The sequence below is a fragment of the Actinacidiphila acididurans genome (assembly GCF_016918855.1).
Taxonomy (GTDB): domain Bacteria; phylum Actinomycetota; class Actinomycetes; order Streptomycetales; family Streptomycetaceae; genus Actinacidiphila; species Actinacidiphila acididurans.
Genome location: NZ_JADKYB010000004.1, coordinates 235,047 through 261,847 on the forward strand (window position 1 = coordinate 235,047; position 26,801 = coordinate 261,847).

General features: G+C 71.7%; 22 protein-coding genes and 1 pseudogene. 10 read left to right on the forward strand and 13 right to left on the reverse strand.

Annotated features, from left to right (window positions below; all coding sequences use genetic code 11):
• Positions 1–79: 79 nt before the first annotated feature.
• Complete coding sequence (locus tag ITX44_RS08830; protein WP_205356515.1) at positions 80–1,006, forward strand: hypothetical protein; 927 nt, start codon at positions 80–82, stop codon at positions 1,004–1,006.
• Between the two features lie 85 nt (positions 1,007–1,091).
• Here ITX44_RS08830 and ITX44_RS08835 read toward each other — a convergent pair whose 3' ends face one another.
• The 7 genes and pseudogenes from ITX44_RS08835 to ITX44_RS08865 all read right to left on the reverse strand — a co-directional run bounded on the left by ITX44_RS08835 (position 1,092) and on the right by ITX44_RS08865 (position 9,595).
• Positions 1,092–1,949, reverse strand: a complete 858-nt coding sequence (locus ITX44_RS08835) for a hypothetical protein (protein WP_205356516.1) — start codon at positions 1,947–1,949, stop codon at positions 1,092–1,094.
• Between the two features lie 149 nt (positions 1,950–2,098).
• A pseudogene (locus tag ITX44_RS08840) lies at positions 2,099–2,317 on the reverse strand (alkaline phosphatase family protein); the annotation flags it as partial.
• A gap of 90 nt (positions 2,318–2,407) precedes the next feature.
• Positions 2,408–3,931 (reverse strand): glycosyltransferase family 4 protein, encoded by a 1,524-nt coding sequence (locus ITX44_RS08845; RefSeq protein WP_236060270.1) that lies wholly within the window; start codon positions 3,929–3,931, stop codon positions 2,408–2,410.
• A gap of 342 nt (positions 3,932–4,273) precedes the next feature.
• Positions 4,274–5,428 carry a hypothetical protein gene (locus ITX44_RS08850; protein ID WP_307795195.1) on the reverse strand — a complete coding sequence of 385 codons (1,155 nt, stop codon included), beginning with the start codon at positions 5,426–5,428 and terminating at the stop codon, positions 4,274–4,276.
• Positions 5,429–5,967: 539 nt separating this feature from the next.
• Positions 5,968–6,921 (reverse strand): N-acetylneuraminate synthase family protein, encoded by a 954-nt coding sequence (locus tag ITX44_RS08855; protein ID WP_205356517.1) that lies wholly within the window; start codon positions 6,919–6,921, stop codon positions 5,968–5,970.
• A 54-nt stretch (positions 6,922–6,975) separates the two neighbouring features.
• Positions 6,976–8,229 carry an acylneuraminate cytidylyltransferase gene (locus ITX44_RS08860; protein WP_205356518.1) on the reverse strand — a complete coding sequence of 418 codons (1,254 nt, stop codon included), beginning with the start codon at positions 8,227–8,229 and terminating at the stop codon, positions 6,976–6,978.
• Between the two features lie 67 nt (positions 8,230–8,296).
• Complete coding sequence (locus ITX44_RS08865; RefSeq protein ID WP_205356519.1) at positions 8,297–9,595, reverse strand: DUF6716 putative glycosyltransferase; 1,299 nt, start codon at positions 9,593–9,595, stop codon at positions 8,297–8,299.
• Between the two features lie 298 nt (positions 9,596–9,893).
• Between ITX44_RS08865 and ITX44_RS08870 the strand changes: the two genes are divergently transcribed.
• From ITX44_RS08870 to ITX44_RS08880, 3 genes are read left to right on the forward strand one after another with little or no spacing between them, the layout of a single operon-like run.
• A complete protein-coding gene (locus ITX44_RS08870) occupies positions 9,894–10,982 on the forward strand; it encodes a glycosyltransferase family 2 protein (RefSeq protein ID WP_205356520.1) in 1,089 nt (362 codons plus the stop codon).
• Positions 10,982–12,346, forward strand: coding sequence for a polysialyltransferase family glycosyltransferase (locus ITX44_RS08875; RefSeq protein WP_205356521.1), 1,365 nt, complete (start codon positions 10,982–10,984; stop codon positions 12,344–12,346). Before ITX44_RS08870 ends, ITX44_RS08875 begins: the two co-directional genes overlap by 1 nt.
• A complete protein-coding gene (locus ITX44_RS08880; RefSeq protein WP_236060271.1) occupies positions 12,343–13,530 on the forward strand; it encodes an acyltransferase family protein in 1,188 nt (395 codons plus the stop codon). The genes ITX44_RS08875 and ITX44_RS08880 overlap by 4 nt, the downstream gene beginning before the upstream one ends.
• 89 nt (positions 13,531–13,619) lie before the next feature.
• On the opposite strand, the gene ITX44_RS08885 is transcribed toward ITX44_RS08880, so the two are convergent.
• Both ITX44_RS08885 and ITX44_RS08890 read right to left on the reverse strand, forming a co-directional pair.
• On the reverse strand, positions 13,620–14,312 hold the full coding sequence (locus ITX44_RS08885; protein WP_307795174.1) for a TetR/AcrR family transcriptional regulator: 693 nt from the start codon (positions 14,310–14,312) through the stop codon (positions 13,620–13,622).
• A gap of 139 nt (positions 14,313–14,451) precedes the next feature.
• On the reverse strand, positions 14,452–16,032 hold the full coding sequence (locus ITX44_RS08890; RefSeq protein ID WP_205356522.1) for an acyl-CoA mutase large subunit family protein: 1,581 nt from the start codon (positions 16,030–16,032) through the stop codon (positions 14,452–14,454).
• 391 nt (positions 16,033–16,423) lie between these two features.
• On the opposite strand from ITX44_RS08890, the gene ITX44_RS08895 reads away from it, so the two are divergent.
• Positions 16,424–17,365 carry a L,D-transpeptidase family protein gene (locus ITX44_RS08895; protein ID WP_307795175.1) on the forward strand — a complete coding sequence of 314 codons (942 nt, stop codon included), beginning with the start codon at positions 16,424–16,426 and terminating at the stop codon, positions 17,363–17,365.
• 182 nt (positions 17,366–17,547) lie between these two features.
• Here the strand turns inward: ITX44_RS08895 and ITX44_RS08900 are convergent, their stop codons facing one another.
• Positions 17,548–18,948 (reverse strand): hypothetical protein, encoded by a 1,401-nt coding sequence (locus ITX44_RS08900; RefSeq protein ID WP_205356524.1) that lies wholly within the window; start codon positions 18,946–18,948, stop codon positions 17,548–17,550.
• A 9-nt stretch (positions 18,949–18,957) separates the two neighbouring features.
• A complete protein-coding gene (locus tag ITX44_RS08905) occupies positions 18,958–19,581 on the reverse strand; it encodes an RNA polymerase sigma factor (protein WP_205356525.1) in 624 nt (207 codons plus the stop codon).
• Between the two features lie 440 nt (positions 19,582–20,021).
• Between ITX44_RS08905 and ITX44_RS08910 the strand changes: the two genes are divergently transcribed.
• The 5 genes from ITX44_RS08910 to ITX44_RS08930 all read left to right on the forward strand — a co-directional run bounded on the left by ITX44_RS08910 (position 20,022) and on the right by ITX44_RS08930 (position 24,143).
• The gene (locus ITX44_RS08910) at positions 20,022–20,510 is read left to right on the forward strand and encodes a 2-oxo-4-hydroxy-4-carboxy-5-ureidoimidazoline decarboxylase (protein ID WP_205356526.1); all 489 of its coding nucleotides are present in this window, start codon (positions 20,022–20,024) and stop codon (positions 20,508–20,510) included.
• A gap of 174 nt (positions 20,511–20,684) precedes the next feature.
• Entirely contained in the window at positions 20,685–21,065 is a 381-nt protein-coding gene (sdhC, locus tag ITX44_RS08915) for a succinate dehydrogenase, cytochrome b556 subunit (protein WP_205356527.1), read from the forward strand.
• A gap of 7 nt (positions 21,066–21,072) precedes the next feature.
• On the forward strand, positions 21,073–21,555 hold the full coding sequence (locus tag ITX44_RS08920; RefSeq protein ID WP_205356528.1) for a succinate dehydrogenase hydrophobic membrane anchor subunit: 483 nt from the start codon (positions 21,073–21,075) through the stop codon (positions 21,553–21,555).
• 60 nt (positions 21,556–21,615) lie between these two features.
• On the forward strand, positions 21,616–23,370 hold the full coding sequence (sdhA, locus tag ITX44_RS08925) for a succinate dehydrogenase flavoprotein subunit (RefSeq protein ID WP_205356529.1): 1,755 nt from the start codon (positions 21,616–21,618) through the stop codon (positions 23,368–23,370).
• Positions 23,370–24,143 (forward strand): succinate dehydrogenase iron-sulfur subunit, encoded by a 774-nt coding sequence (locus ITX44_RS08930; RefSeq protein ID WP_205356530.1) that lies wholly within the window; start codon positions 23,370–23,372, stop codon positions 24,141–24,143. The genes sdhA and ITX44_RS08930 overlap by 1 nt, the downstream gene beginning before the upstream one ends.
• Positions 24,144–24,347: 204 nt before the next feature.
• On the opposite strand, the gene ITX44_RS08935 is transcribed toward ITX44_RS08930, so the two are convergent.
• Both ITX44_RS08935 and ITX44_RS08940 read right to left on the reverse strand, forming a co-directional pair.
• Positions 24,348–26,036: a sensor histidine kinase gene (locus tag ITX44_RS08935; protein WP_307795176.1), complete on the reverse strand. Its 1,689-nt coding sequence runs from the start codon at positions 26,034–26,036 to the stop codon at positions 24,348–24,350.
• Positions 26,033–26,773 (reverse strand): response regulator transcription factor, encoded by a 741-nt coding sequence (locus tag ITX44_RS08940; RefSeq protein WP_205356531.1) that lies wholly within the window; start codon positions 26,771–26,773, stop codon positions 26,033–26,035. Before ITX44_RS08940 ends, ITX44_RS08935 begins: the two co-directional genes overlap by 4 nt.
• Between the last annotated feature and the right edge of the window lie 28 nt (positions 26,774–26,801).

Below are 26,801 nucleotides of genomic sequence, written 5' to 3' on the forward strand. Positions count from 1 at the left end.
GACCGTTCGCCGTGGCCCGGGCAGGGGAGAGCCCGGCGCCGGCAGAGGCGGGCGGATTTCCGTGAGGGGGTACCCGTCCATGCCCTGGGACGCACTCAAGCAGGCACTCACCGTACAGAAAACCGTGTACACGCCCACCGATCCGCTGTGGAAGGTGACCGGCCCGAACAAGGCGTCCTTCCACGCGCACCCGGCGTTCCTGGACTCGGTCCGGCTCGCCGGCGGGCTGCCCGATCTGCTGACCGCGACCGACCGGGACCTCGGCACCGCGCTAGGGAAGTGGCGGGTGACCCTGGACGGCCATCTGGCGGAGGTCCCGGGCGTCCGGGCCACGCTGGGGCTGGCCGACCACCGCTTCACCGAGCTGGACGACGAGATCGGGCTGCTGCGGTACGCCGACGGTGTCCGGCAGCTGCCGGGCGGCAACAATCCCGAGGTCGTCAAGGCGGCGACGGCTTTCGCCGAAGCGAAGCAGCCGGCGACCGTGCACGATTTCATGCAGGTGCACAGCTTCTTCCTGTCGGCCGTGAACAGCTTCGGCGGCGCCTACGACAAGGCCACGTATCCGGGCCGGGCCGAGACCATGTACGCCCTCGCGGTCGGCTCACCGGCGGCCGCCGGGGCGGGCCCCATCCGGCTGGGCGGCGCCGACGACTGGCAGACCCACCAGCCTGGCTTCGCCCTGGCGATCCACGCCGAGTCGCCCCGGCTGAACTTCGCCACGCGCAACGCCCTGGCAGCGCATGCCCTCAAGCACGTGCTGCGCGGCACCGCACAGATCCCGGGCACCCCCGACGGCATCAACGCCCTCGTCGCCACCTACCTCCAAGAGGCCCGCGACAAGATCACCACCACCCCCACCGCCTCCGCCACCAGCGCCCTCGCCCAGACCGGCGCCACCCGCACCTACTACTTCGGCACCCTCACCCACCACATGACCATGATCGCCGTCACCCCCTCCGGCAACGCCTGGATCAGCACCTACTACGCCCCGACCCGCACGTAACCGTCCCACCGACCCGCACCTGACCGTCCCGCCCCCGCCCGGGCCGCACCGCGTCCACCCTGCGGTGCGGCCCGGACCGCTGCCGTCAGTCGTCGGCGAAGAGGTCTTCGGCCTTCTCCACGGTGATCGCGCGAACGAACCAGCGCTTGAGGGTGTCCAGGTCGGTGCAGCTCTCGACACGCTGGCGCACCTCTTCCGGCACTTCGACTCCGCGTACCGCGAGGGCGTCCAGCAGTGCTTCCGCACGGTCCTCCGCACGGAGACGCTGGGCGGTGGTGGACTTGAACAGAGAGGTGTCCATGGCCACAAGTTTCTCCCAAATGTCGCCGGCCTGGGTGCCGACCAGACCGGTGCTTACGAATTCGGTGAAGGTGTCGACGTTTTCCTCGGTGCCCTTGACGGCCGTGTAGAAAGCCTTGAGCATGCGGCCCGCGTCGCCGTGTTTGTGGTGAGCGATCGCCGAGAGCGCGGCCAGGGGGATGTCCTTGGCGGCCTCGACGGGGTCGGTGATGGTGGGCAGGTTGTGCGGGCCGAGGACGAGCGGGCGGACGGTGAGGGTGCGCCAGCCGGGCGGGCCGAGGTCGACCGGTTCCTCGGCCCAACGGGCGGTCGCCTCGTCGTGGCAGACGACCAGGAGGAGGGACGGCATCTTGAACGTCTGCTGGAGGTACGAGGCGTAGTACGCCCAGGTCGCGTGTTTACTCGGGTCCTTCTTGCTCTGCGCCTCGACCGCGAGCAGGTACTCCGTGCCGTCCGCCAGGTCGAGATGGACGAGCGTGTCGATCCGGCGTTCCAAGGGCTTGACCTCGGAGACGTCATTCGGGAAGGGCTGACCGGCGACCGGCTCCTCGAAGGGAAGGCCGATCCGCGTGAAGGCCCGGGCGAAGAGTCCGGTGTCCTCCTGGAAGAACCGGTGCATCACCTCGTGCAATGAACTGACCATGCGGTGAACGTATGTGGCCATACATGAGCAGAAACGATATTGCTTCCCGATTTTCACCCGTTCGTGAAGAACGATGCAGGTTTAAACAACGGAATTTCGAACTCCGCATCCCCACCGCGGGGCCGGCGCACTGCCCTTCCACCTCGTCATCGCAGGGGGGAGGTGTGGTCGCAGACCTCGGAGAAGTTGTGGCCGCCGACGGTCCAGGGCGAGACCACGATGCACGGCACGCGGAAGCCGGCGCCGACCGGGAGGCCGCCGCCGGGGGTGCCCTTGGGCGAGGGGGGGCCGACGTACTCCTCGGGGAAGCGGGCCGGGTCCGGGACCGGCGGCGGGACGTGGTCGAAGAAGCCGTCATTCTCGTCGTACTCGTGGCGTACGGGCTGTGAGCTGCGCCGGTCGGCGTCCTGGGAAATGGTGTAGCGGGCATCGAAGTTGACGCCTTCGAGCACGCCGACTCAGGGACGCGGCCCCAGCAAGCGGGCATAAAGGTCGATCAAGGGCGCCGATTCCGTCTGCCAGGACCACTGGCGCAGGACGTCGACCCGGTCGTACGCCTTGCGGTAGCGCTTGGGGTTGGTGAGGACCGCGCCGACCGCGCGGACGAAGTCGGCGGTGTCGCGGGCCCGGAAGACCTCGCCGTTGCCGAGTTCCAGGGTGGCGTTGGCCATCGCGCGCACGTCGCTGACCACGACCGGGAGGCGGGCATGGGCGAACTCGTAGTAGCGGGTGGCCAGGACGGACTGGTGGTGCGCGACCTTGTGGACGGGCAGCACGCCGATGTCCGCGGAGGACAGGAAGGCGGGGATGTCCGGGACGGGGACGTACGGCAGGACGTGCAGGCGGGCGTGGACGCCGAGTTGTTCGGCGCGTTCGCGCAGCGCGGCGACGTCCGGGTGGGCCGGGTCGGGGACCACGAAGGCGGCGTGCAGGTCGTAGAGCTTGGGAAGCGCGTCGATGACGGTGTCGGCGCCGCGGTCGGGGTTGAGCGGGCCGGTGTGGACCAGCAGCGGTACGTCCCCGGCGAGATGGCAGCGGCGGCGGACGCCGTCGGGGTGCTCGCCGACCTCGATCAGCGGCGGGGCGTTGCGGACCACGGTGGGCGTGGCGGCGAGCTGGTGGCGGGCGCGCAGCTCGCGGGCGAGACGGTCCCCGACGGTGACCACGCCGTCGGCCTCTTTGGCGAAGGACCGCTCGTGGGCGTCACCGGCGACGGTCGCCCGGCGCGTGGCCGCGGGGATTCGGGGCGGGGCGTCCCACACCACCTCGATCCGGTGGCCGGAGCCCTCGGAGCGCAGGGCGGCCCGGATGGCCAGGCCCAGGGCGCGGTGGCCGATGGCGTGGATCAGGTGCGGGCGCACGTCGTCCAGCACCGGGCCGTACGCGACTTCCTCGTCCAGCAGGCCGGGGTCCAGGCGGCGCCAGGCCCGCCGGCCGAGCAGCAGCCGGGCGGCTTCGGCGGCCAAGTCGTCCAACCGGGAGGCGGGGTGGCCCCGGTGGCGCACGGCCGTGCGGTACTGGGCGGCCCGCACCCCCGTCCAGGCCGACCGCAGTCCGTACCGCAGCCACGCGATGCCGTAGCCCAGCCGGGCCAGTGCGAGCAGCGGCAACGCGCGGTGCACCAGTACGAGTTCGGCGCCGCGGGTGCGCAGCAGGGAGCGGCGCGCCGCGATGAGCGTCGTACGGTGCTCGTAGGACTCCGTGCTGCGGTAGGCCAGTGGCCAGCGCAAAGCCGGGTGCGGGCGGCGCACCCGGTGCGTGCCCAGGATGTGCCGTACGGTCACCGGACGCACCTCGACGTCCGGCACGGCAAGGGTGGCGGGGGGCCGTCCGATCACGGTCACCTCGTAGCCGGCCGCCCGTGCGGCGGTGGCCACGCGGAGCGCGCGCGAATCGCCGTCCAAGCCGCCGCAGGTGAGGATCGCGACGCGGGCCGGTCCGCGTAAGCTCGCTGCCATTCCCGTACCTAAGCGGATCGACATGATCATCAGGTTACGCTGGGCTTGAGGGTGGGCGAACGCCTTGTCCGGGCTTGGGCTCGGGATCCTCACGGTTCGCCCGTTTCGGGGGCCCGTTTTTGGGGTGCGGTTGGTTTTGCGGCAGCTGTGGGTGGGCTGCGCTGCGCGCTGCCGGGTGCCTGTTGTGTGGTTTTTACGGCAACCGGGGTGCTGCGTCCGTGCGCTGCCGACTGTCGGTGCTTCGTGGCTTGTCGCGCAGTTCCCCGCGCCCCTTTGGGGCGCCCTCGCGGAGGGCGCGCACCTTCAGGGGCGCGGGCGGCGACAAGCCCGAGCCGGGGCCGCGTCCAGGTACGGGAAAACGGCGCCCTAAACCGGTGAAGGATCGTCCGCGTCGTTCAGGTTGTGCAGCGAACGCGCAGACGTCGTGATGTCGGTGAGGAAGGTGTGCGCCCGGGGGGAGGCGGCAGCCGTCAGCCACTCCTGGTCGATATCGCAGACCGCGATGTCGACGCCCGTGCCGGCGAGGGCGAGGGGGAGGGTGTGGACGACGGTGGAGGGGAAGGACAGGACGGTGCGGCCGATGGGGCCGCGGCGGGCGACGAGTTCGAGGGGGAGGTCGGGGCGGACGATCTCCAGGCCGGTCTCGGTGGCGAGGCGGTGGAGTTTGTCGGCGGCCTCGCGGCGGTGGGCGAAGTAGCGCTTGGCGCCGTGGCGGGTGGCCAGGGAGGCCACCACGGCGAAGTAGCGCTCGGGGTCGACCACGCCGGTCTCGACCAGGGAGGTACCGATCAGGTCGGTGCCGTCGAGGACGTGCGGCGGGCCGAAGCGGCTGCGGGTCCAGGCGAAGCGGTTGGTGCGCAGGGCCATGCCGGGCGGCGGGGTGGCGGGCATGGCACTGAAGAGTTCGACGCGGCCGCGCTTGCGGGGGGTGAGGCGGCGGCGGGCGGCGGAGGCGAAGAGGCCGAAGGCGGCGTCCACCGGGGACCGGCGCCGGCCGCTGCGGTGCCAGCGCACCAGGCGGCCGCCCTTGGTGAGGATCTCGGTGAACTCCATCGTGGCCGTGCCGTCGTCGACGACGGTCAGCTCCTTGGCCCGGCACAGGGGCAGCATCACCTGCACCAGACGGGAGAAGGGGTCACCGATGACGAGGTGCCGCACCCGCAGCAGGAGGGGGGCCAGCGACAGCGCCGTACGCAGCAGGCCGCCGCGCTCGCCGCGTGAGTCGTACCAGCGGACCACCGCGCCCTCGTCGCGGGCGAGTTCGGCCATCCGGCGCAGTTGGCCGCGGCTGGTGGGGTCGGACGGGGAGAGCACCACCACGGTGAGCGGGGTGGCCGGGCCGGTCTGTCCCGGTGCCGGGGACACCGGCGCGGCGCCGTCGCGCGCGGCGGGTATGGCGGGCGGATGGACGTGCGCCCATTCCAGCACGTTCAGCAGCTGGACGGGGGATTCCACCAGCGCGACGGCCCCGGTGCGGGGGGTCGGCGTGGGCAGGCCGGCCGGCGCCGCGGGCGTGGGCACGTCGGCGGGCTCGGGAGCCGGCACGGGCCGCGGCACGGTCGCCCCGGGCGCGGTCGCCTGCGCGGGTACGGTCGCGCCGGTCGGATGCCCGGGCACAGCAGCCTGCGCGGGTACGGTCGCGCCGGTCGGATGCCCGGGCACAGCAGCCTGCGCGGGGCCGGTCACGGCCGCGGGCGCGGAAGCCTGCGCCGGTACGGTCGCGCCCGTCACGTCCCCGGGTGCGGGGACCCGCGCAGGGGCCGGCACGGTCGCCCCGGCCGGTCCGGACACCGTGCCCGGCGCGGAGTCGCCGGTGACGGTCTGGTCCTGGTCCACGTGCACGTCCTTGTCGTCCACAGTTGTCCGAGTTCGCAGCGAGCTCGCAATGACATTGCCGAGGGCGGTACGGGAAAAGCCACGAGCCGCGCGCGGGCCGGCCCTCCTCGGCCCGCGTGCGGTCGGTGCTCCCGGATCCCGTCACCCCCGGCCGGGGTCGGCCCGGACCGGCGGCACACGGGCCGACCGGGGTCCGAAGCCGACCCGCACCGGATCGGGCCGGCTCAGACCGAGGCGGTCGGCGCCTCGGCGGCGGCCTTCGCGGCGGCCTCCTGCTCGGCGACGACGCCGGCCACGCGGCGCAGCTTCGTCATCGGGCCGATCTCGCCCTCGTAGACGCGCTTGACGCCGTCACCGAGAGAGGTCTCGATGATGCGTATGTCGCGCACGAGGCGCTCCAGGCCCTGCGACTCGACCGAGGCGGCCTGGTCCGAGCCCCACATGGCGCGGTCGAGGGTGATGTGACGCTCGACGAAGACCGCGCCGAGCGCGACCGCGGCGAGGGTGGTCTGCAGGCCGACCTCGTGGCCGGAGTAGCCGACCGGCACGTTCGGGTACTCGGACTGCAGCGTGTTGATCATCCGCAGGTTGAGCTCCTCGTGCTTCGCCGGGTACGTCGAGGTGGCGTGGCACAGCACGATGTTCTCGCTGCCCAGCACCTCCACCGCGTGCCGGATCTGCTTCGGGGTGGACATACCGGTGGAGAGGATCACCGTGCGGCCGGTGGCGCGCATGGCGCGCAGCAGGTCGTCGTCGGTCAGGCAGGCCGAGGCGACCTTGTGGGCCGGCACGTCGAACTGCTCCAGGAACTCCACCGACGGAACGTCCCACGGGGAGGCGAACCAGTCGATGCCCCGCTTGCGGCAGTACTCGTCGATGGCCCGGTAGCCCTCTTCGTCGAACTCGACGCGGTGGCGGTACTCGATGTACGTCATCCGGCCCCAGGGGGTGTCGCGCTCGATCTCCCACTGGTCGCGCGGGGTGGCGATCTCCGGGGTGCGCTTCTGGAACTTGACGGCGTCGCAGCCCGCGGCGACGGCCGCGTCGATCAGGGCGAACGCGTTCTCCAGGTCGCCGTTGTGGTTGATGCCGATCTCGCCGGTGACGTACACGGGCTGCCCGTTGCCGATGTGGCGGGAGCCGACGGCACGCAGGTTCGGGGGGAGGGTTGTGGTCACGGGTGTTCCTCTGTTCGGGGACTCTTCGGGACTGATTGGGTGAGCTGCAAAGGGTCAGCGGGCCAGGGTGGGCCCGAGCAGCCAGCCGGCGATCTCGCGGATCGCGCCGTGACCGCCTTCTGCCGTGGTGACGGCGCGGGCGGCGGCACGTACCACGTCGTGGGCGCCCGCGACGGCGACCGGCCAGCCGACCAGGGCGAAGCAGCCGAGGTCGTTGACGTCGTTGCCGGCGTAGAGCACCCGCTCCGGAGCGATGCCGTTCTCCTCGCACCACTGTTTGAGGGCGAGGTCCTTGCGGTCGATGCCGTGCAGCACCGGCACCTGCAGCTTGCGGGCGCGGGCGGCGACGACCGGGTTGGTTTCGGTGGACAGGATGAGGACGGGGAGTCCCGCGCGGCGCAGTGCCGCGATCCCGAGCCCGTCACCGCGGTGCACGGTGACGGCCTCATGTCCATCGGAATCGACGAGCACCCGGTCATCGGTCTGGGTGCCGTCGAAATCGAGTACGACCGCGTCGACGTCGTCGCGGGTCGGCGTGGCGGCCATCGGGTCGAGCAACGGGGCCAGTGCGCGGGCCCGTTCGAGATCGGCGGGCTCGTCGATCTCCAGGACCCGGGCGGGGTCGGTGCGCACCAGGGCGGTACGGCCGAAGAAGCGGTGGTTCGCGGTGCGGAAGCCGGCCGCGCGCATGGCGTATGCGGCGCCGGTCTCCAGCAGGTCCTGCGGGCGGTCCTGGCGGCGCGGGCGGGTGGACTTGTCGTGGTTGACGCCGAAGCCGCCGGAGGCGGTGCCCGCCGTGTCCCCGGTGTCCGTGTCGCTCGCCGTGCCGGCCGGCTCGGCGGAGTCGCGCCAGATGAAGCCGTGGAAGGGGGCCACGGTGTGGGCGGTGTCGGCGCCGTCCTCGGTGACCGCGGCGACCACGCCGTCGATCTCCTCGCTGGTGATGAACGGGCTGGTGCACTGCACCAGCACCACCACGCCGGCGGTCCAGCCGCTCATCGCCTCGTACGCGTCCATGGCGTGGATGACGGCGGCCTCGCTGGTGGCGGTGTCACCGGCTATCGCGGCCGGGCGCAGCACCACTTCGGCGCCGGCGGAGCGGGCGACCTCGGCGATCGAGGGGTCGTCGGTGGAGACCACGACGGCGTCCACGCGGCGGGCCCCCACGCAGGCCCGTACCGCACGCGCCACCAGCGGCACCCCGCCGACGGCGGCCAGGTTCTTGCCGGGTACGCCCTTCGAGCCGCCGCGCGCGGGAATCACGGCGAGGGTTCTGGGACTCGCCGCTTCTGCGGAGGGGGCGTTCATGGCGTGGCTCCTGTCCATTCAATGTGCGGGTTCGAAATGCCGTGCTGGTGGGGGGTGGTGGGCCCGGTCACAGCTGGCCCCAGCGGCGGATGACGGGCGCGACGCGCTGGACGCCCTGCCGGTACGCGGTGCGGGCGGAGTTGCGGACCAGGTCGCGGACCGCCTTGCCGACCGGTCCGGGCTCGCGCGCGGTGAAGCCCGCGATCGGTTCGCCCTTGGGGTTCAGGCCGTGGCGGGCGAGCACGCCGGGCAGGTAGCCCGGGGCGGTGCGCAGCGTGTAATAGGGGGACAGCCGCGGCAGTTCGGGCTCGGCCAGCAGGTGGAGGACCCGGGAGCGCAGCGCGGCGTAGGGCTCGGCGCTCGCCACGCCGTGCGCGGCGGTCCACAGCGGGTCGGCCAGCGGCAGGTGGCCGTCGTCGATCTCGTCCCAGGAGGCGAAGCAGCCCGAGCCGAGGAAGTGGTGGTTGCCCAGCGCCTCACGGATGCCGAGGTCGGTGAGGATCGCGGTGGGTATCCCGCGGTGCAGCGACTCCAGGGCGGCGGTGGAGCTGACCGTCACCAGCAGGTCGGTGCGGTCCAGGACCTCGGCCATGTTGCCGTACACGAGCTTGACGTTGTCCGGCGGCTCGAGGGAGGAGACCAGCTTCTGGTACGGGTTCTCCTCGATGTGGGTGGTGTGCTCACCCGGCTTGCTGCGCAGCTTGACCAGGACCTCGCGCTCCGGGTGCCGCCGGGCATGGTCCACGGTGCGGCGCAGCAGATGTATACGATCGGTGCGGTTCTCCGGCACCGAGGGCTGCACGGCGAAGGTCACGGTGAACGGCCGGGCGGGGTCCGGGACGTAGCGGGCGCCGCCGAGGAAGGGCAGCGCGGTCTCGGCGATGCTGCCGGTCGGGTAGCCCACCCCGTCGTAGACGTCACGGAAACGGCGCGCGTCGTCGGCGGAGTTGGCCAGCACGACGTCCGCGCCGGCCCGCAACAGCAGCCCGTCGGCGAGCTTTTCGTATACGACCCCGACGTAGCCGGTCACGACGACCGGGCGGGCGGGGCGTCCTTCCCACGCCCGCGAGAGGCCGTGCAGCAGTGCCTGGACGGTGCCGCCCACGCAGGAGATGACCACCACGTCGGCCGACTCGTCGTTGGTCGCGGCCAGGATCTCGGCCATGGTCTGCTCGACCATGGAGTCCGCGGGGATGCCGAGTTCCGCCAGTTGACGAGGGGTGGGCGTGGCCCGGCCGCGCAGCAGGCGAGCGTCGAGGCGGGCGTCGGGGTCGATACGACGCGCGGTGAGCGCGCCCCATTTCCACCGGGTGTCCGAATCGGCGATCACGGTGACCCGCAAGGGGCCGGGCTTACGTTTTGGCACACGCCGACCATAGGAAGCCGATGCGCTCTGCGTGCTAACTTCCGGCCAACTGGAGGTAAACAAACTGCCGCGAGTTGGCCGCCGAGGACGTTTGCCGGGCAACTGCCGGACGTGGTCCCGATCACATTCCGGTGAACCCGGCGCGGCGGGCACGTGCCGTCCACATGCCGTTCAAAGGTACGTTGTTGGCACCCGGACGGGTGACCGACCCGTGCGCCACCATCCCGTCATCCGTCGTTAACCCAAATGTAAACTGGCCGCATAGTCAAAGGCCGAACGGCCGCATAATGTACGGCGGGTGGTCAAGCTCTCCGTTGTCGTGCCCTTTTTCAATGTGCAGCAATACGCTCCAGACACGCTGCGCAGCCTGCGGGCGAACACTCGCTCGGATTTCGAATTCGTGCTGGTGGACGACTGCTCCACCGATCAGACGCCCAGACTGCTGGAGGAGGGCCTGAAGGACCTGCCCGGCGCGCGCCTGGTGCGGCACGAGCGCAACGGCGGTCTGGCCACCGCCCGCAACACCGGGATAGACGCGGCCCGCGGCGAGTATCTCACCTTCCTCGACGGCGACGACTGGTACGGCCCCGGCTACCTGCCCCAACTCCTGAAGTCCATCGAGGACCTGGACACGGACTTCGTGCGGGTGGACCACGTGCAGTGCACCGGCCGGGCCCGCAACATCATCCGGGTGCCGCACGGCAGACGCGGCGTCGCACTGAAGACCCGCGACGCGATCCTGCCCGCCGACCGGTCCACCTCGGTCGACTACCCCTACGCCTGGGCCGGCATCTACCACCGGCGGCTGGTCGACGCGGGACTGCTGCACTTCCCCGACGGGCTGCGCACCGCCGAGGACCGGCCGTGGATCTGGCGGCTGCACCGCGAGGCGTCCACCTTCGCGGTGGCGAGCGGCCTGATGGGCATCTTCTACCGGCGCGGCGTGGCCACCTCGCTCACCCAGATCGGCGACGTGCGGCAGCTCGACTTCATCCGCAGCTTCGACCAGGTGATAGCCGAGGTCGCCAAGGACCCGGAGGCCGACCGCTTCATGCCGAAGGCGGTCCGCACCTACTGCGCGATCATCGCCCACCACCTCAGCAACATCGAGCGGTTCGAGCCGCAGGTGGCCCGCAGGCTGAAGTCGATGAGCGCCGCCGCGCTGCGCGCCCTGCCGCAGGACGTGCTCAACGACGCGCTGGACGCCATGGACATCGAGCGCAGCTCCAAGATCCGCCGGCTGCGCTGGCGCATCCCGGCCCGCGGCGACGACGACACACCGGTGGCACCGCCGCCGCCCCGCCCCGGCTCGGCCCGCGCGGTCGCCGAGGCCGGCACCGGTGACGATCTCGAAGCCAGTGACAACGACGGTTCGGCGGTCGCGTGATGGCCCGTACTCAGCTCTTCCTCGCCTCCACGCTCTACGGCGCGGCCACGCTCGCCGCCGCCCTGGACGCCGGCTGCTTCGAGGCCGCCGACCGCCGCATCCTGGTGGTCAGCAACAACGCGGCCGTCCCCGAGATCACGCCGCCCCTCGACGAGGGCCCCGGCTTCGCGGCGCTGCGCACCCGCTTCGACGACATGGTGTCGTGGAACGAGGCGATCCACCCGCTGCACCCGGGCGGCTGGTCGCCGCGCGCGGACGACGTGCCCATCTGGGAGCGCTACATCCGCAGCCTGTGGGGCCTGGCGGACGACTCGATCGAGCTGATCGTGGAGTCCATCCAGGTCGAGCCGGCGCTCGCGGTGGCCGCGGTCTTCCAGGGCGCGCCGATCACCGTCTACGCGGACGGCCTGATGTCCTACGGTCCGACCCGCAACAAGCTGGGCGCGCTGGTGGACACCCGCATCGACCGGCTGCTCCACCTGGACCTGGTGCCCGGCCTGGTGCCGCTGCTGCTCAGCGAGCACGGCGTGGGCGCCGAGGTGGTGCCGACCGAGGACTTCACCAAGGTGCTCGCCGAGGTCGCCGAGGCCTCCGCGGACGCCGGCGGCGACAGCCTGGCCGACGTCCCGCAGGGCGCGGCGCTGCTGCTGGGCCAGTACCTGTCGGCGCTGGGGCTGCTGACCGCCGCCGAGGAGGAGGAGCTGCACCTGGAGATGGTGCGCGGCGCCGCCGCCCTCGGCCACAAGGAGATCGTCTTCAAGCCGCACCCGACCGCGCCGGTGCACTGGACCGAGCCGATCCGGGCCGAGGCCGCCCGCCTGGGCTGCCGGCTGACCGTGCTCAACACCCCGGTGCTCGCCGAGGTCGTGTACGTCAAGTCCCGCCCCGCGCTGGTCGTCGGCTGCTTCTCCACCGCGCTGCTGACCGCCTCCGCGCTGTACGGCATCCCGGTCGCCCGTACCGGCACCAAGCTGCTGCTGGAGCGCCTGACGCCGTACCAGAACAGCAACCGCGTCCCGGTCACCATCGTGCACGCGCTGCTGCCGGACGTGACCGACGCCGCCGCCGTACGCGCCTGGCGGTCGCCGACGCCGCAGGCCGTGGCCGCCGACCTGACCCCGCTGGTACGGACCGTGGGCTACTGCATGCAGGCCCAGGCGTACCCGCACCTGCGCGACGAGGCCGCGGCCTGGCTGTCGACGAACCTGACCGCGGACACCTGGCCGTACTTCAAGCGGCGGCGGCTGACCTCGCTCGCCATGCCGGGCGCGATCCCCTCCAAGCTGGCGTTCGTGCCCCGCAACCGAACCGTCCGCCGCGTGGCCCGCCGCGCCCGCGCCTTCAAGAAAGCCGCACTGGGATGAGCCTGCACATGCCCGCGCCCGCCGGTAGTTCGCCCGGCTCCGACCGCAGCGGCGGCGCGGGCCCGCTGCCGGAGGCCGCGGTGCCGGCGCCCACTCCCCCGGCCGGCGGCCGCGCCCGGGGACGGCTGCGCGCGCTGGACGGACTGCGCCTGGTCGCCGCCCTGATGGTGTGCTTCTACCACTACGCGGGCCGCTCCGGCGACATCGCCCACTCCTGGGGCAAGTCGCCCCGGGAGATCTTCCCGCACCTGGCCGGCCCCTTCTCCTACGGGCCGCTGGGCGTGCAGATCTTCTTCATCATCAGCGGCTTCGTGATCTGCATGAGCGGCTGGGGCCGCTCCATCAAGGACTTCGCGATCTCCCGGGTGACCCGCCTGTACCCCGCGTACTGGGCGGCGCTGATCATCATCACGGTCGTCTTCACGTGGGCGAACTACAAGCACGTCAGCAAGACCGACCTGCTGACCAACTTCACCATGCTCCAGATGCCGGCCGGCGCGCAGCGCGTGCTCGGCGTGGACTGGACGCTGTGGGCCGAGATGCGCTTCTACCTGCTGTTCGCGGTATGCGTGCTGTGGCGCGGCGCCACCCGCGAGCGGGTGCTGATGTTCTGCGCGCTGTGGACGGCCGCCGCGCTGTACGCCGGCTCGTCGAAGCAGCAGTTCCTGGAGCTGGCGCTGATGCCCAACTACGCGCCCTTCTTCGTCGGCGGCATCGGCCTGTACCTGATCTACCGGTTCGGCCACGACGCCATCTCCTGGGGCGTGGTCGCCATCGGCTTCCTGCTCGGCCAGCGCTACGCCGTGCAGGACCTGGTGGCCCCGGCCCACTCGCACGTCTTCTACCACCGCACGCAGTTCGGCGTCATCGCGGTGGTCACGTTCGGCTTCATCGCGGTGGCCGTGGTCACCCTGGTGCCGGCCGTCGCCAACGTCAACTGGCGCTGGCTGACCACCGCGGGCGCCCTGACGTACCCCTTCTACCTGGTGCACGAGCACCTGGGCTGGGTCGCCATCGACAAGCTGCACCACAAGACCAGCCTGTCGGCCCCGGTGATCCTGTTCGGGACCGCGCTGTCGATGCTGGTGCTGGCCTACCTGCTGAACAAGTTCGTGGAGAAGCCGCTGGCGCCACGGCTCAAGAAGCTGCTCCAGGCCCGGCCACGGCCCGCCGGAGCGCACTGACCCGGCCGCCGACACGGCTGGTGTACGTACGAGGCCCGCGCCGGTCGGCGCGGGCCTCGGTCGTTACCGGCAGTCGTGGCCTGCTGTCGTCACCGGCGGCGGGCGTACCCCAGGACGGTGTCGCTGAGCACGGACTCGACGGCGTCCAGCAGGGCCAGCGCGGAGGCCGCGATCTCCTCGGGGGGATCGCCGGCCCGGGACCGGGCGGCCAGGTGACGGAAGAGCTGGTCCTGCGCCCAGCCGAGCTGCGCGGCGACCAGGTGCGGGAGCGGGTCGCCCGTCCGGGCACCGGTCTCGGCGGCCAGATTGGCGGCGAGGGCGTCCACCATGTCGCGGCCGACCCCGGCCAGCCGCATGGCCAGCACCGGTTCGGCCCGGACCATGGCCACGAAACGGCCGAACCCCTCGGTCAGGCCGACCATCCGGTCGTCCTCGCGGCGCAGTTCGGCCCGCAGCGCGGCCAGCACGGCGACCGCCGCGGACTGACCGCGCGCCCGGTCCCGGACCATCTGCACCATCCGCTCGGCGGACGCCTCCTCCGGGTAGAGGACCAGGTCCTCCTTGGAGGGGAAGTACGTGTAGACGGTGTTGACGGCGACCTCCGCGTTACGGGCCACCTCGGCGATGGTCACCTTGGCGAAGCCGTGCCGCAGGAAAAGCCGGGTGGCGACCTCGGCGATGTGCCGCCGGGTCTGCCGACGCTTCTCGTCGCGCAGGCCGAGGGCAAGGATCTCCTCGGCGCGCGTGGGCTCGCGCAGGCCTCCGCGGGTGGTGTCGCTCACGCGTCCATCGTAGGGCCTGACCGCTTTCCGTCCCGGGCGTTGGTCGTCACGTGGTGAATAGTCCTACTTCATGTAGAAGTTCACGGCGCGACCGGCACCCGGGACCGCGCACGCGTCCTCGGTCCCGGGAAACCGCAGGTCAGAAGGCGTCGGCGGGCACGTAGGTGCCCCACACCTCGCGCAGTGCGTTGCAGACCTCCCCGACCGTCGCCCGCAACCGCAGCGCCTCCTTCATCGGATAGAGGACGTTGTCGGTGCCCTGCGCGGCCTTCTGGAGCGTGGCGAGCGCGGCGTCGACGGCCTGCTGGTCGCGGTCGGCGCGCAGGGCCGCGAGGCGTTGGGCCTGCTGTGCCTCGATGGCCGGGTCCACCCGCAGCGGCTCGTACGGCTCCTCCTCGTCCAGCTTGAACCGGTTCACGCCCACCACCACCCGCTCCCCCGCGTCGGTCTCCAGAGCGATGCGATACGCGTTGCGCTCGATCTCCTGCTTCTGGAACCCCTTCTCAATCGCCGCCACCGCACCACCCAACTCCTCCACCCGCGCCATCAGATCCACGGTGGCCTTCTCCACGTCATCGGTGAGCTTCTCCACCACATACGACCCCGCGAACGGATCCACCGTCGCCGTCACATCCGTCTCGTACGCCAGCACCTGCTGCGTACGCAACGCCAGACGCGCCGACTTGTCCGTCGGCAGGGCGATGGCCTCGTCGAAGGAATTGGTGTGCAACGACTGCGTACCGCCCATGACGGCTGCCAGGCCCTGCACCGCCACCCGCACCAGGTTGACCTCCGGCTGCTGCGCGGTCAACTGCACCCCCGCCGTCTGGGTATGGAACCGCAGCATCCACGACTTGGGATTCTTCGCCCCGAACTCCTCCCGCATCACCCGCGCCCAGATCCGCCGCGCCGCCCGGAACTTCGCCACCTCCTCCAAAAACGTCGTCCGCGCCACAAAGAAGAACGACAACCGCGGCGCGAAATCGTCCACATCCATCCCCGCCGCAATCGCCGTGCGCACGTACTCGATCCCGTCCGCCAACGTGAACGCGATCTCCTGCGCCGGCGACGCACCCGCCTCCGCCATGTGATACCCCGAGATCGAGATCGTGTTCCACTTCGGGATCTCCGCCCGGCAGTACGCGAAAATGTCCGCGATCAACCGCAGCGACGGTTTGGGCGGAAAAATGTACGTCCCCCGCGCGATGTACTCCTTCAGCACATCGTTCTGGATCGTCCCCGTCAACGCCCCCGCCGGGATCCCCTGCTCCTCCGCCACCAGCTGATACAGCAGCAGCAGTATCGCCGCCGGGGCGTTGATCGTCATCGAGGTGGACACCTGGTCCAGCGGGATCCCGCCGAACAGCACCCGCATGTCCTCCACCGAATCCACGGCCACCCCCACCTTGCCCACCTCACCATGAGCCAGCGGCGCATCGGAGTCATGACCCATCTGCGTGGGCAGATCGAACGCCACCGACAACCCCATCGTGCCGTTCGCGATCAACTGCCGATACCGCGCATTGGACTCAGCAGCCGTACCGAACCCCGCATACTGCCGCATCGTCCACGGCCGCCCCGTATACATACTCCGGTACACACCCCGGGTGAACGGATACCCACCCGGCTCACCCAACGCCACCACCGGATCCCACCCGGCCAGCACCTCAGGACCATAGACCGGCTCGATCGGCAGACCGGATTCCGAATCACGCGTCATAGGTCACGCCTCCCTGGACTGAGTGCAATGGCACGGTTACTACCGACGGGTTCAGCCACGGACTGTAGTGGGCGGCATGCGCCCGGTGGAGGGGGCGCGGCTGGGACCTTGCTCACAGTGTGAACGATCATTTCGGGGCTGTGCCGGGTCGCGGGGCCGGTGCCGGCGGCCGGGCGGCCCTCGGCCGGTGGCCGGCGGTCGTGACCGAGCGTACGCATGCCCGGGTGCCGGACGTACGTACGCCTGTCCCGTCCGTACGTACGTCCGGCACCCGTATCCGGCCGCTTGCCCGTCGGCGGGGCAGCGCAACCACCGCCGGCCGTGGGACTGTCTACGAAGTGACGAAGTCGACATACGACGACTTACCACACGGAGGGGGAAGGTGATTGCCGTGCGCAGGAGTTCACCGGCCGCGGTGGCGGCCGGCGTCGTGACGGCGGCGCTGGCCGCGACCGTGCTCACCGGGTGCGGGCCACTGGCCACCGGGGCCGCGCCCAAGGATTCGGGCGGCCCGCCGACCACCGCTGTCACCAACGCGCGGGTCACGCCGGCGCCCGCCGCCACCCGGGCCCCGAGCACACCGGCCACCACCGCGCCGACCACCACGGCCCCGGCCGTGACCGCCGCCCCCACCACGCCACCGCCCACCGCCGTCGCCCCGGCGACCGCGGCGGCCACCACCAGGCCGCCGGTCGTTCCGGCCGCCTTCCTCGCGGCGGGCGACAGCGGCACCCGAGTGCGGGAACTCCAGGCGCGGCTGGGCCAGCTCGGCCTGTTCAGCCGCCATCCGACCGGCTACTACGGCACGGTCACCGAGCACTCGGTCAGCGACTTCCAGGAACGGCACGGCCTGGCGCGGACCGGGAGCGTCAGCAAGACCCTGTGGAACCGGCTGACCGCGGTGACCCGCACGCCCACGCACCAGGAGCTGTACCCGGCGGTGGCGGCCGAGCCGGCCGGCCGGCTCGACCCGCGCTGCCTGACCGGGCGCGCGATGTGCGTGAGCAAGACCACCCGGACCCTGTCCTGGGTGGTGAACGGCAAGGTGCTGGCCACGATGGACGTGCGGTTCGGATCGCAGTACACCCCGACCCGCGAGGGCCTGTTCCACGTGACGTTCAAGAGCCGTCACCACGTCTCGACGATCTATCACACGGCCATGCCGTACGCGATGTTCTTCAGCGGCGGCCAAGCGGTGCACTACTCGGCCGACTTCGCCGCCCGCGGCTACGCCGGGGCCTCGCACGGCAGCGTGAACGTCCGGGACAAGGCGGCCATCGCCAAGCTCTTCGACGAGGTGAAGGTCGGCGACAAGGTCGTCGTCTACTGGTGACGGACCGAACGGACCGGAGCAGCCGGAGCGAATAAGAGCGAATAAAGGAGCGCGGCCGGGCAGGGGGAATGAGCCCGGCCGCGCTCTGCGGGCGGACCCCGATACGGGGAGAACCGGGGTCCGCGGGACCGGTGACCAGCCGATCCACTACCTACAGCGGATGCCTGCTCAAAAGTGTCACGTCACTGCCCGCCGTGCCTTCTCCCGCCGTGCCGCCCGCGCCCGGACCCGGCCTGTTTTCCCTGCTCGGCGCCGTTCCGCGAGCCGCCGGTCCGGGCCGCCTTCCCGGCCTTGGCACTCTGCCCGCCCTGGCCGCCGCCCTGGTTGCCCTGGCCGCCCTGACCGTTCTTCCCGCCCTGGCCGTCACCCTGGTTGCCGGAGTCGCCCGGCGTCATGGCCGTGTGCGTGACGCCCTGGCCGGTGTTGTCGCCGCCCTGGCCGCTGGAGTCGCCCTGACCGCTGCCGGAGTCCTTGTTGCCCGACTTGCCAGGCTTGTCGGTCTTATTCGAATTACCGGGATCGTCGGCCTTGTTGCTCTTCTGGTGGTCCGATCCGCCGTCCTGGCCACCATCCTGGCCGCCGCCCTGGTTGTCGCCCTGGTTGTCGCCCTGGTTGTCGCCGCCCTGACCGTTCCGGTCCTGACCGCCCTGGCCCGGCTCGCCGTTCGAACTGCCGTCCTGCCCGCCCTGGCCGCCGTTCTGCCCGTTCGTGCCCGGCTTCACCAGCCGCAGGCAGTACGCGGTCGTGGCCGCCGAAGGAGCCGTCACGTGCCGCTGGACGTCCAGCAGGTAGCCGCGGCACCAGGCGGCCGTGTGCGGCGGTTCCGCGGCGCCGGGCGCGCTGCCGGCGGACGGGCCCACCGGGGGCCGCGGTGTGGCGGAGGGGAGCTGCGAGGGGCCCGCGGTGCTGCCGTCCGGCGAGACCGCGGCGGGCGGCCGGCTGCTGACCGGTCCCGTACCCGAGCCGCCGCCGGGCACCGGCAGCCGGCCGGTGCCGGCCAGCGCCACCGCGGCGCCGCCCAGGGCCACCACCGACGCGAGCGCGGTCATGGCGACCTGACGGACCCGCACCCGGGGCCCGGTCCGCCGGCCCGCGACGGGCTGCCCGCCGGCCCGGCGCAGCAGCACCCGCGGCTCGTCGGGGCGGATCGCCGGGACCGCGGCCGGGGCATCGCGTGCGGCCCGGAACGCGGCGAGCGCCGCCTCCTCCCGCATCGGGTCGAGCACGTCCGGCCCGCGGCGCGCGGCGGCCAGTACCCCGGCCAGCCGCAGGGCGGCGCGACCGGCGGTGCCGTCGGGGTCGTCGGGCAGGTCCCCGGCGGTCCGCTCCGGCCCCGGCTGCCCGCTGCCCGGGAGCACCGGAGTGCCGTTCAGCAGCGCCTCGGCAAGATATTCGGTGAGCCAGGTCTCCCGACCGCCGTGCGAGCCGACCGGACCGGCCGGGCCGCGGCGCGCCGGATCACGGTTGGACGCACCCGGAGCGGCGCCGCGCGGCAGGCCGCGGGCGGCACCGGATTCGCCGCGCTGAGGCGGCCGTCGCGGGTCGGGAGCGGGGGCGCCGTCCCGGCGCTGTGGGTTGCTCATGTCACTTCCTCACAGCGCCTTGGAGACCGAAAACGTCACATCGGGATGGCGGCCGTCCAGGTGGCCCTCCTGTTCCAGCAGTTCGGCCAGCCGGCGCAGGCCCCGGTGGGTGGCCATGCGGACCGATCCTGCCCGTTTGCCGAGGACGCGGGCGGCGCTGGTGGAGTCCAGGCCCATCACCACCCGCAGCAGCACCGCCTCGGCCTGTTCGCGGGGCAGCGCGGCGATCGCGGCCAGCGCCCGGTCGGTGGCGACCGCGTCCAGCGCCTCGCCCGCGGTGTCCGCGCGGTCGGGAAGCTGGAGGAGTTCGTCGACGCCCGCCCCCCATGCCGGGCGGCGGGCCCGCGCCCTGATGTGGTCCAGGGCCCGGTTGCGGGCGATCCGGGCCGCCCAGCCGCGTACGGAGGCGCCGTCGCCGCGGAAGCCCGGGAGGTCACGGGCGATCTGCAGCCAGGTCTCGGAGGCCACGTCCTCGGCGTCGGCGGGCCCGACCAGGCTGCGTACGTACTGCAGCAGTTGTGGTTGCACGGCTCGGTAGACGACGCGGAACGCGGCCTCGTCGCCGTCCCGTGCCGCGCCCACCGCGGTGTCCAGATCCACGTCCGGCCCCACCCCCTCGAACACTGGAACCATCCTGCCTCATCATCGGCCAGTGACACTTTTGGACCCCGATACGCCCTACTTCTTGGCGGCCGGGGACGCTCCTGTGGGGGGAGGCGGCCCCCGGCCGTCGTCTTGTCCGTTCTCCTCGCCGGCCCGCCCGATGACAAGCCGCTGTCGTGCCCGATGTGCCCGGCGGCCCGCCCGGTGACGGATCCGGTGGCGGGCCTGGTGACGGACCCGGCGGCCCGCGGGACCGAGCGTCAACACGTGGCCGTGGATTGTGCCGGAACGTGTGACACGCGGGCGCTCGCACCGGTACCGCGCGCCGTAGGCCCGTAGAGTAAAGGCCAGTCGATCCGGCCGCCCGGTGACCGCCGCCCGGTGCTCGCAGTGCCGTCCCGTACCCCGCACCGTCCCGTGCGGCCAGCCGCCTTCGTCCCACCAGGAGCCCGCCGCTGTCCAGCGACCTCATGCCCGATGGCCTGCGCCTGCTCAACCAGGCGCCGTCCGTGGCCGCCGAACTGGCCCTGCGCGACTGCTGCGGCAGTCACCGCTGGGCCCGGCGGGTGGCCGCGCACCGGCCCTACCCGACCCTCACGGTGCTGCTCGCCGCGGCCGACGAGGCGGCGTACGACCTGGCCCCCGGCGACCTCGCCGAGGCCCTGGCCGCCGAGACCGCCGAGCCGCTGCCCGCCGCGGCCTTCGGCGGCCCCAGCGTGCACACCGCGCTGCGCGCCGCCCACGCACACTACGAAGCGAAGTTCGGGCACGCGTTCCTGCTCGCCCTGGACGTGACCGACCCGGCCGAAGTGCTCGACCAGACCATGGCGGCGCTGCGCGAGCGGCTCGGCCACGACGCCGACGAGGAGGCCGTGGTCACCGCCGACCACCTGCGCCGCCTGTGCCGCGCCCGGCTGACCGCGCTGGCCACCGACCCCCGGGCGGTACCGGCCGCGTGACCCGGAAGCCCTGGTTCACCCGACCGTGCGGGATCGATCACACCTGACCGACCCCGCGATACGCGCCACAGGGGGCGTCGCTACCATGGCCGGGGCCGGTGGACCGTACCCGGCCGGGCGTGACCGACACCAACAAGCCGGCACCCCTCGTCCCGCTCCCGGAGGGTTTTTTCCGTGCCGGCTGGAACGCTGTACCGCGGCCGGGAAGGCATGTGGTCCTGGGTGGCTCACCGAGTCACCGGTGTCCTCATCTTCTTCTTCCTGTTCGTGCACGTCCTCGACACCGCTTTGGTGCGCGTCTCGCCCGAGGACTACGACAAGGTCGTCTCTACTTACAAGACCCCCGTTGTCAGCCTGCTGGAATACGGCCTGGTGGCCGCGATCCTGTTCCACGCGCTGAACGGTCTGCGGATCATCGCGGTGGACTACTGGACCCAGGGCCCGCGCTACCAGAAGCAGATGTTCTGGTCGGTCATGGTGCTGTGGGTGATCCTGATGGCCGGGGCGGTCTACCCGGTCCTCGGCCACGCCGCACGAGTGCTGTTCGGGAGCTGAGCGAGCCATGGCCACTGAAGTCTCCACCGAGGACGCTGTCGAGCTGACCGGCTCCAGCTCCGCCTACGGCCCGGACAACCCGGCCCCGGTCATCGAGCCGCCCCGGGCCCGCACCCAGCGCTCCCCGCGCGCGACGCGCACCAACTTCGAGCTGTACGGCTGGCTGTTCATGCGGCTGTCCGGCGTCGTGCTGGTGGTCCTGGTCATCGGCCACCTGCTGATCCAGCTCGTGCTGGACGGCGGGGTCACCAAGGTCGGCTTCGCGTTCGTCGCGGGCCGCTGGGCCTCCCCGTTCTGGCAGGGCTGGGACCTGGTCATGCTGTGGCTGGCGATGCTGCACGGCGGCAACGGCCTGCGGACGGTCATCAATGACTACGCCGAGCAGCCGAACACCCGCTTCTGGCTCAAGACGCTGCTGTTCACAGCGGTGGCCTTCACCATCGTGCTCGGCTCGCTGGTGATCTTCACCTTCGACCCGAACATCCGCTAATAGCCGCCACAGCCGCGTGAGCCTCGCGCCGCGCCAGGGCTGGACAGGGAAGCGACCCCCATGCAGATCCACAAGTACGACACCGTCATCGTCGGCGCGGGCGGGGCGGGCATGCGCGCGGCCATCGAGGCCACCAAGCGCAGCCGCACCGCCGTGCTGACCAAGCTGTACCCCACCCGCTCCCACACCGGCGCCGCCCAGGGCGGCATGGCGGCGGCCCTCGCCAACGTCGAGGAGGACAACTGGGAGTGGCACACCTTCGACACGATCAAGGGCGGTGACTACCTGGTCGACCAGGACGCCGCCGAGATCCTGGCGAAGGAGGCCATCGACGCGGTCCTGGACCTGGAGAAGATGGGCCTGCCGTTCAACCGGACGCCCGAGGGCCGGATCGACCAGCGGCGCTTCGGCGGCCACACCCGCAACCACGGCGAGGCCGCGGTCCGCCGGGCCTGCTACGCCGCCGACCGCACCGGCCACATGATCCTCCAGACGCTGTACCAGAACTGCGTCAAGGAGGGCGTGGAGTTCTTCAACGAGTTCTACGTCCTGGACCAGCTCCTCGTCGAGGTCGACGGCGTCAAGCGGTCCGCGGGCGTGGTGGCGTACGAACTGGCCACCGGCGAGCTGCACGTCTTCCAGGCCAAGGCGGTCATCTACGCCTCCGGCGGCACCGGCAAGTTCTTCAAGGTGACCTCCAACGCGCACACCCTGACCGGCGACGGCCAGGCCGCGGTCTACCGGCGCGGGCTGCCGCTGGAGGACATGGAGTTCTTCCAGTTCCACCCGACGGGCATCTGGCGGATGGGCATCCTGCTCACCGAGGGCGCCCGCGGTGAGGGCGGCATCCTGCGCAACAAGGACGGCGAGCGCTTCATGGAGAAGTACGCGCCCGTCATGAAGGACCTGGCCTCCCGCGACGTGGTCTCCCGCGCGATCTACACCGAGATCCGCGAGGGCCGCGGCTGCGGCCCGGACGGCGACCACGTCTACCTGGACCTGACCCACCTGCCGCCGGAGCAGCTCGACGCGAAGCTGCCGGACATCACCGAGTTCGCCCGCACGTACCTGGGCATCGAGCCGTACACCGACCCGATCCCGATCCAGCCCACCGCGCACTACGCCATGGGCGGCATCCCCACCAACGTGCAGGGCGAGGTGCTGTCCGACAACATCACGGTCGTGCCGGGCCTGTACGCGGCCGGCGAGGTGGCCTGCGTGTCCGTGCACGGCGCCAACCGGCTGGGCACGAACTCGCTGCTGGACATCAACGTCTTCGGCCGCCGGGCCGGCATCGCCGCCGCCGAGTACGCGCACTCGCACGACTTCGTGGAGCTGCCGGAGGACCCGGCCGCCCTCGTCACCGATCTGGTGGCACGGCTGCGGGAGTCCGACGGCACCGAGCGGGTCGCCGACATCCGCAGCGAGCTGCAGGAGACGATGGACGCCAACGTGATGGTGTTCCGTACCGAGCAGACCATCAAGACCGCGGTGGAGAAGATCGGCGAACTGCGCGAGCGCTACCGCAACGTCGCGATCCAGGACAAGGGCAAGCGGTTCAACACCGACCTGCTCGAGGCCGTCGAGCTGGGCAACCTGCTCGACCTGGCCGAGGTCATGGCGGTCTCCGCACTGGCCCGCAAGGAGTCCCGCGGCGGCCACTACCGCGAGGACTACCCGAACCGCGACGACGTGAACTTCATGCGGCACACGATGGCCTACCGCGAGACCGACTCGACGGGTGTGGAGTCGATCCGCCTGGACTACAAGCCGGTCGTGCAGACCCGCTACCAGCCGATGGAGCGTAAGTACTGATGAGCACCCAGACGCTCGACAACCACTCCGCCGCGCTGGACGCGGCCGAGAGCGCCGCCTCCCACCTGATCACGATCGTGCTGCGGGTCCGCCGGTTCAACCCGGAGGTCGCGGCCGAGGCGCAGTGGGTGGACTACCAGATCCCGATCGACCCCAAGGAGCGGGTGCTCGACGCCCTCCACAAGGTCAAGTGGGAGATCGACGGTTCGCTGACCTTCCGCCGCTCGTGCGCGCACGGCGTGTGCGGGTCGGACGCGATGCGGATCAACGGGCGCAACCGGCTGGCCTGCAAGACGCTGATCAAGGACATCAACCCGGAGAAGCCGATCACGATCGAGCCCATCAAGGGCCTGACCGTGCTGAAGGACCTCGTGGTCGACATGGACCCGTTCTTCCAGGCCTACCGCGACGTGATGCCCTTCCTGATCACCAAGGGCAACGAGCCCACCCGGGAGCGGCTGCAGTCCGCCGCCGACCGGGAGCGCTTCGACGACACCACCAAGTGCATCCTGTGCGCGGCCTGCACCTCCTCCTGCCCGGTGTTCTGGAACGACGGCCAGTACTTCGGCCCGGCCGCGATCGTCAACGCGCACCGCTTCATCTTCGACTCGCGCGACGAGGGCGGTGAGCAGCGCCTGGAGATCCTGAACGACAAGGACGGCGTCTGGCGCTGCCGCACCACCTTCAACTGCACGGACGCGTGCCCGCGCGGCATCGAGGTCACCAAGGCGATCCAGGAAGTGAAGCGCGCGCTGATCACCCGCCGTATTTGATCCTGTCCGCCTCTTTTCGCGGCCCTCGCACCGCTCGGCCCTGGCGGGCCTCCCGGGCTTCGGACCGCTGCGCCGGACTCCGTCCGGCGGAGAGGGTTGCGCAAGGCCGCAGTCCTCTCCCCGTGGGTCCCGTTCCGCTGTCACGGCGGACGGGACCCGCGGCGTTTTCCCGGGCGTCGGAGTCGTACCTTGAGGTCCGGACACTCATCCAAGAAGAGGCTCAACGGGTGACCCCACCGCCGCCAGCGGCAGCCGAACCGTCACCGTAAGCCCCTCCCCCGGCGCCGTGTCCAGGCTCACCGTCCCCCGGTGGGCCTGGACGAGCGCCTGGACGATGGACATACCCAGGCCCGCCCCTCCCGTGTCGTGGGCGCGTTGCGGGTCGGCCCGGAAGAAGCGGTCGAAGACGCGCGCCGCGTCGTGGGGGTGAAGCCCGGGGCCCGAGTCCGCGATGCGCAGGAGCATGTGGTCGGGCCCGGCGGTGACGGAGACGGTGAGGGGGGATGCCTCGGGCGTGTGGACGCGGACGTTGCCGAGGAGGTTGCCCACGACTTGGCGCAGGCCGGCCTCGTCGCCGAGGACGCAGGGGGGCGTGGATCCGTCGGGCGCAGGAATCAGCAAAGTCATGGGGCGTTCCGGCTGCTGCGCGGCGAGATCCTGCGCGGCCTCGCGGACCAGGCAGCACAGGTCGACCGGCTGGAAGCCGAGCGCCGGGCGGTCCTCGAGGCGGGCGAGGGCGAGGAGTTCGTCGACGAGGCGGCTCATCCGCAGGGCCTCGGCGGAGACGCGGCCGAGGGCCCGTTCCTTCTCGTCGCGGTCGAGCATGCCCTTCTCGTAGAGCTGGAGGTAGCCGCGGACGGAGGCGAGCGGGGTGCGCAGTTCGTGGGAGGCGTCGGCGAGGAACTGCCGCAGTTGGGTGGTGGCGCGTTCGCTCTCGGTGAGGGCGGTCTCGATCTGCTGGAGCATCGCGTTGAGCGCCTCGCTGAGCTGGGCGACCTCCAGGGATCCGTCGCGGGTGGTGCGGATGCGGCGGGACAGGTCGCCCTGGGAGATCGCGGAGGCCGTCTCCACCATGTCCTCCAGCGGGCTCAGCCGGCGGCGGGCGGCGGTCAGCGATCCGGCGGCCAGCAGGGCGAGCAGCACCACGCCCGTGGCGCTCTCCCAGATCAGCAGCTTGCCGATGGCGTGCTTGACGCCGCTGAGCCGGATGCCCTTGACCAGGATCGTGCCGTCCGAGAGGCGGACCGCGGCCACCCGGTACTCCCGCGAGCCGCTGCTGACCGTGGCCGCCTTTCCGCTGCGGGCGAGGCCCGCCGGGTCCGGGAGGGCGGCGGCCACCCGCCGCTGCTCGGCGCTGACCTGCCGCGTACCGGCGACTGCCGGTGCCGAGCCGCTGCCCGGGCCGGCGGCCGTGCTCGTACCGCCGTGCGCCCCGGCTGACCGCGCGGCCGGGCCCGAGCCGATCGAGCCGCCCGGACCGACCGGCCCGTTCTGGCAGAAGGCCGCAGGTTTGCCCTCCTTGTCCAGGACGATGAACAGGTCCTGCTGGAAGGCCTCGGAGATCGCCGAGCTGCCGTGCCCGGATTCCAGCAGGTCGGCGAGCGTGCACAGCTGCCGCATGCTGCTGGTGGCGAGGGTGATCTGCCGCAGCGAGTCCTGGGAGCCCTTGAGCGAGTCGTCGATCTGGCCGATGAGCACCATGTACGTGGCCCAGATGCTCGCGGCGGCGGCCAGCAGCAGGCCGACGGCGAGGAAGGTCACGTTGGCGATGGTGAACCGGCCGCGCAGCGACTTCGGCTTGGGCCACCACCCGCACTTGTCGGTCCCGGGCGGGCTCGGCCGACCGTCACGGGAACGGATCGGCGGACGACTCGGGCTCAGGAGATATCTCACGTGACGGCTCCGGGCCCGGGGTCCAGCGCGCGCAGGCCGTAGCCGACGCCGCGCCGGGTCTCTATGAGCGGCGGCCCGAGCCGGTCCAGCTTGCGCCGCAGGTAGGAGATGTACGTCTCGACGACCGTGGAGGACACCGCCGTGTCGTACCGCCACACGTGCTGGAGCAGCTGCTCCTTGGTGAGGATCCGCCCGGCGTGCCGCAGCAGGTGCCGGAGCAGGTTGTACTCGGTGGGGGTCAGCTCGACCGGCTGGCCGGCCCGGCGCACGCTGTACGTGGCCTCGTCCATCTCCAGGTCGCCGTGGCGCAGCACTCGTTCGCGGGGGCGGGCGCGGCGGCGGGTGCGGCGCAGCACCGCGTGCACCCGGGCCACCACCTCGTCCACGCCGAACGGCTTGGTGATGTAGTCGTCGCCGCCGAGCGCGAGGCCGGCCACCACGTCGCGGGGCGCGTCGCGCGCTGTGACGAAGATGACCGCCAGGTCGTCCTCCTCCTCGGCGTCGCCCCCGCCCTCCGCGGCGCGCTCCTCGCGCAGGGCACGGCACACCTCCCAGCCGGTGCCGTCGGGCAGCATCACGTCGAGCAGCACGAGGTCGGGCCGGTGCTCGCGGGCGGCGGCCAGGGCCTCCCGTGCCGTCGAGGCGCTGTGCACGGTGAAGCCGTTGTATTTCAGGGTGATCCGCAGGATGTCGGCGATCCCGGGTTCGTCCTCGACGATGAGCACGGTCGCGTCCATGCCCCCCAGTATCGGGGTCCGGCCAGTG

Coding starts and splice junctions, on each gene's coding strand:
- ITX44_RS08830 (WP_205356515.1), top strand. CDS start 80: ATGCCCTGGGACGCACTCAAGCAGGCACTCACCGTACAGAAAACCGTG.
- ITX44_RS08835 (WP_205356516.1), bottom strand. CDS start 1,949: ATGGTCAGTTCATTGCACGAGGTGATGCACCGGTTCTTCCAGGAGGAC.
- ITX44_RS08845 (WP_236060270.1), bottom strand. CDS start 3,931: ATGTCGATCCGCTTAGGTACGGGAATGGCAGCGAGCTTACGCGGACCG.
- ITX44_RS08860 (WP_205356518.1), bottom strand. CDS start 8,229: ATGAACGCCCCCTCCGCAGAAGCGGCGAGTCCCAGAACCCTCGCCGTG.
- ITX44_RS08875 (WP_205356521.1), top strand. CDS start 10,982: ATGGCCCGTACTCAGCTCTTCCTCGCCTCCACGCTCTACGGCGCGGCC.
- ITX44_RS08880 (WP_236060271.1), top strand. CDS start 12,343: ATGAGCCTGCACATGCCCGCGCCCGCCGGTAGTTCGCCCGGCTCCGAC.
- ITX44_RS08890 (WP_205356522.1), bottom strand. CDS start 16,032: ATGACGCGTGATTCGGAATCCGGTCTGCCGATCGAGCCGGTCTATGGT.
- ITX44_RS08900 (WP_205356524.1), bottom strand. CDS start 18,948: ATGAGCAACCCACAGCGCCGGGACGGCGCCCCCGCTCCCGACCCGCGA.
- ITX44_RS08905 (WP_205356525.1), bottom strand. CDS start 19,581: ATGGTTCCAGTGTTCGAGGGGGTGGGGCCGGACGTGGATCTGGACACC.
- ITX44_RS08910 (WP_205356526.1), top strand. CDS start 20,022: ATGCCCGATGGCCTGCGCCTGCTCAACCAGGCGCCGTCCGTGGCCGCC.
- ITX44_RS08920 (WP_205356528.1), top strand. CDS start 21,073: ATGGCCACTGAAGTCTCCACCGAGGACGCTGTCGAGCTGACCGGCTCC.
- sdhA (WP_205356529.1), top strand. CDS start 21,616: ATGCAGATCCACAAGTACGACACCGTCATCGTCGGCGCGGGCGGGGCG.
- ITX44_RS08930 (WP_205356530.1), top strand. CDS start 23,370: ATGAGCACCCAGACGCTCGACAACCACTCCGCCGCGCTGGACGCGGCC.
- ITX44_RS08940 (WP_205356531.1), bottom strand. CDS start 26,773: ATGGACGCGACCGTGCTCATCGTCGAGGACGAACCCGGGATCGCCGAC.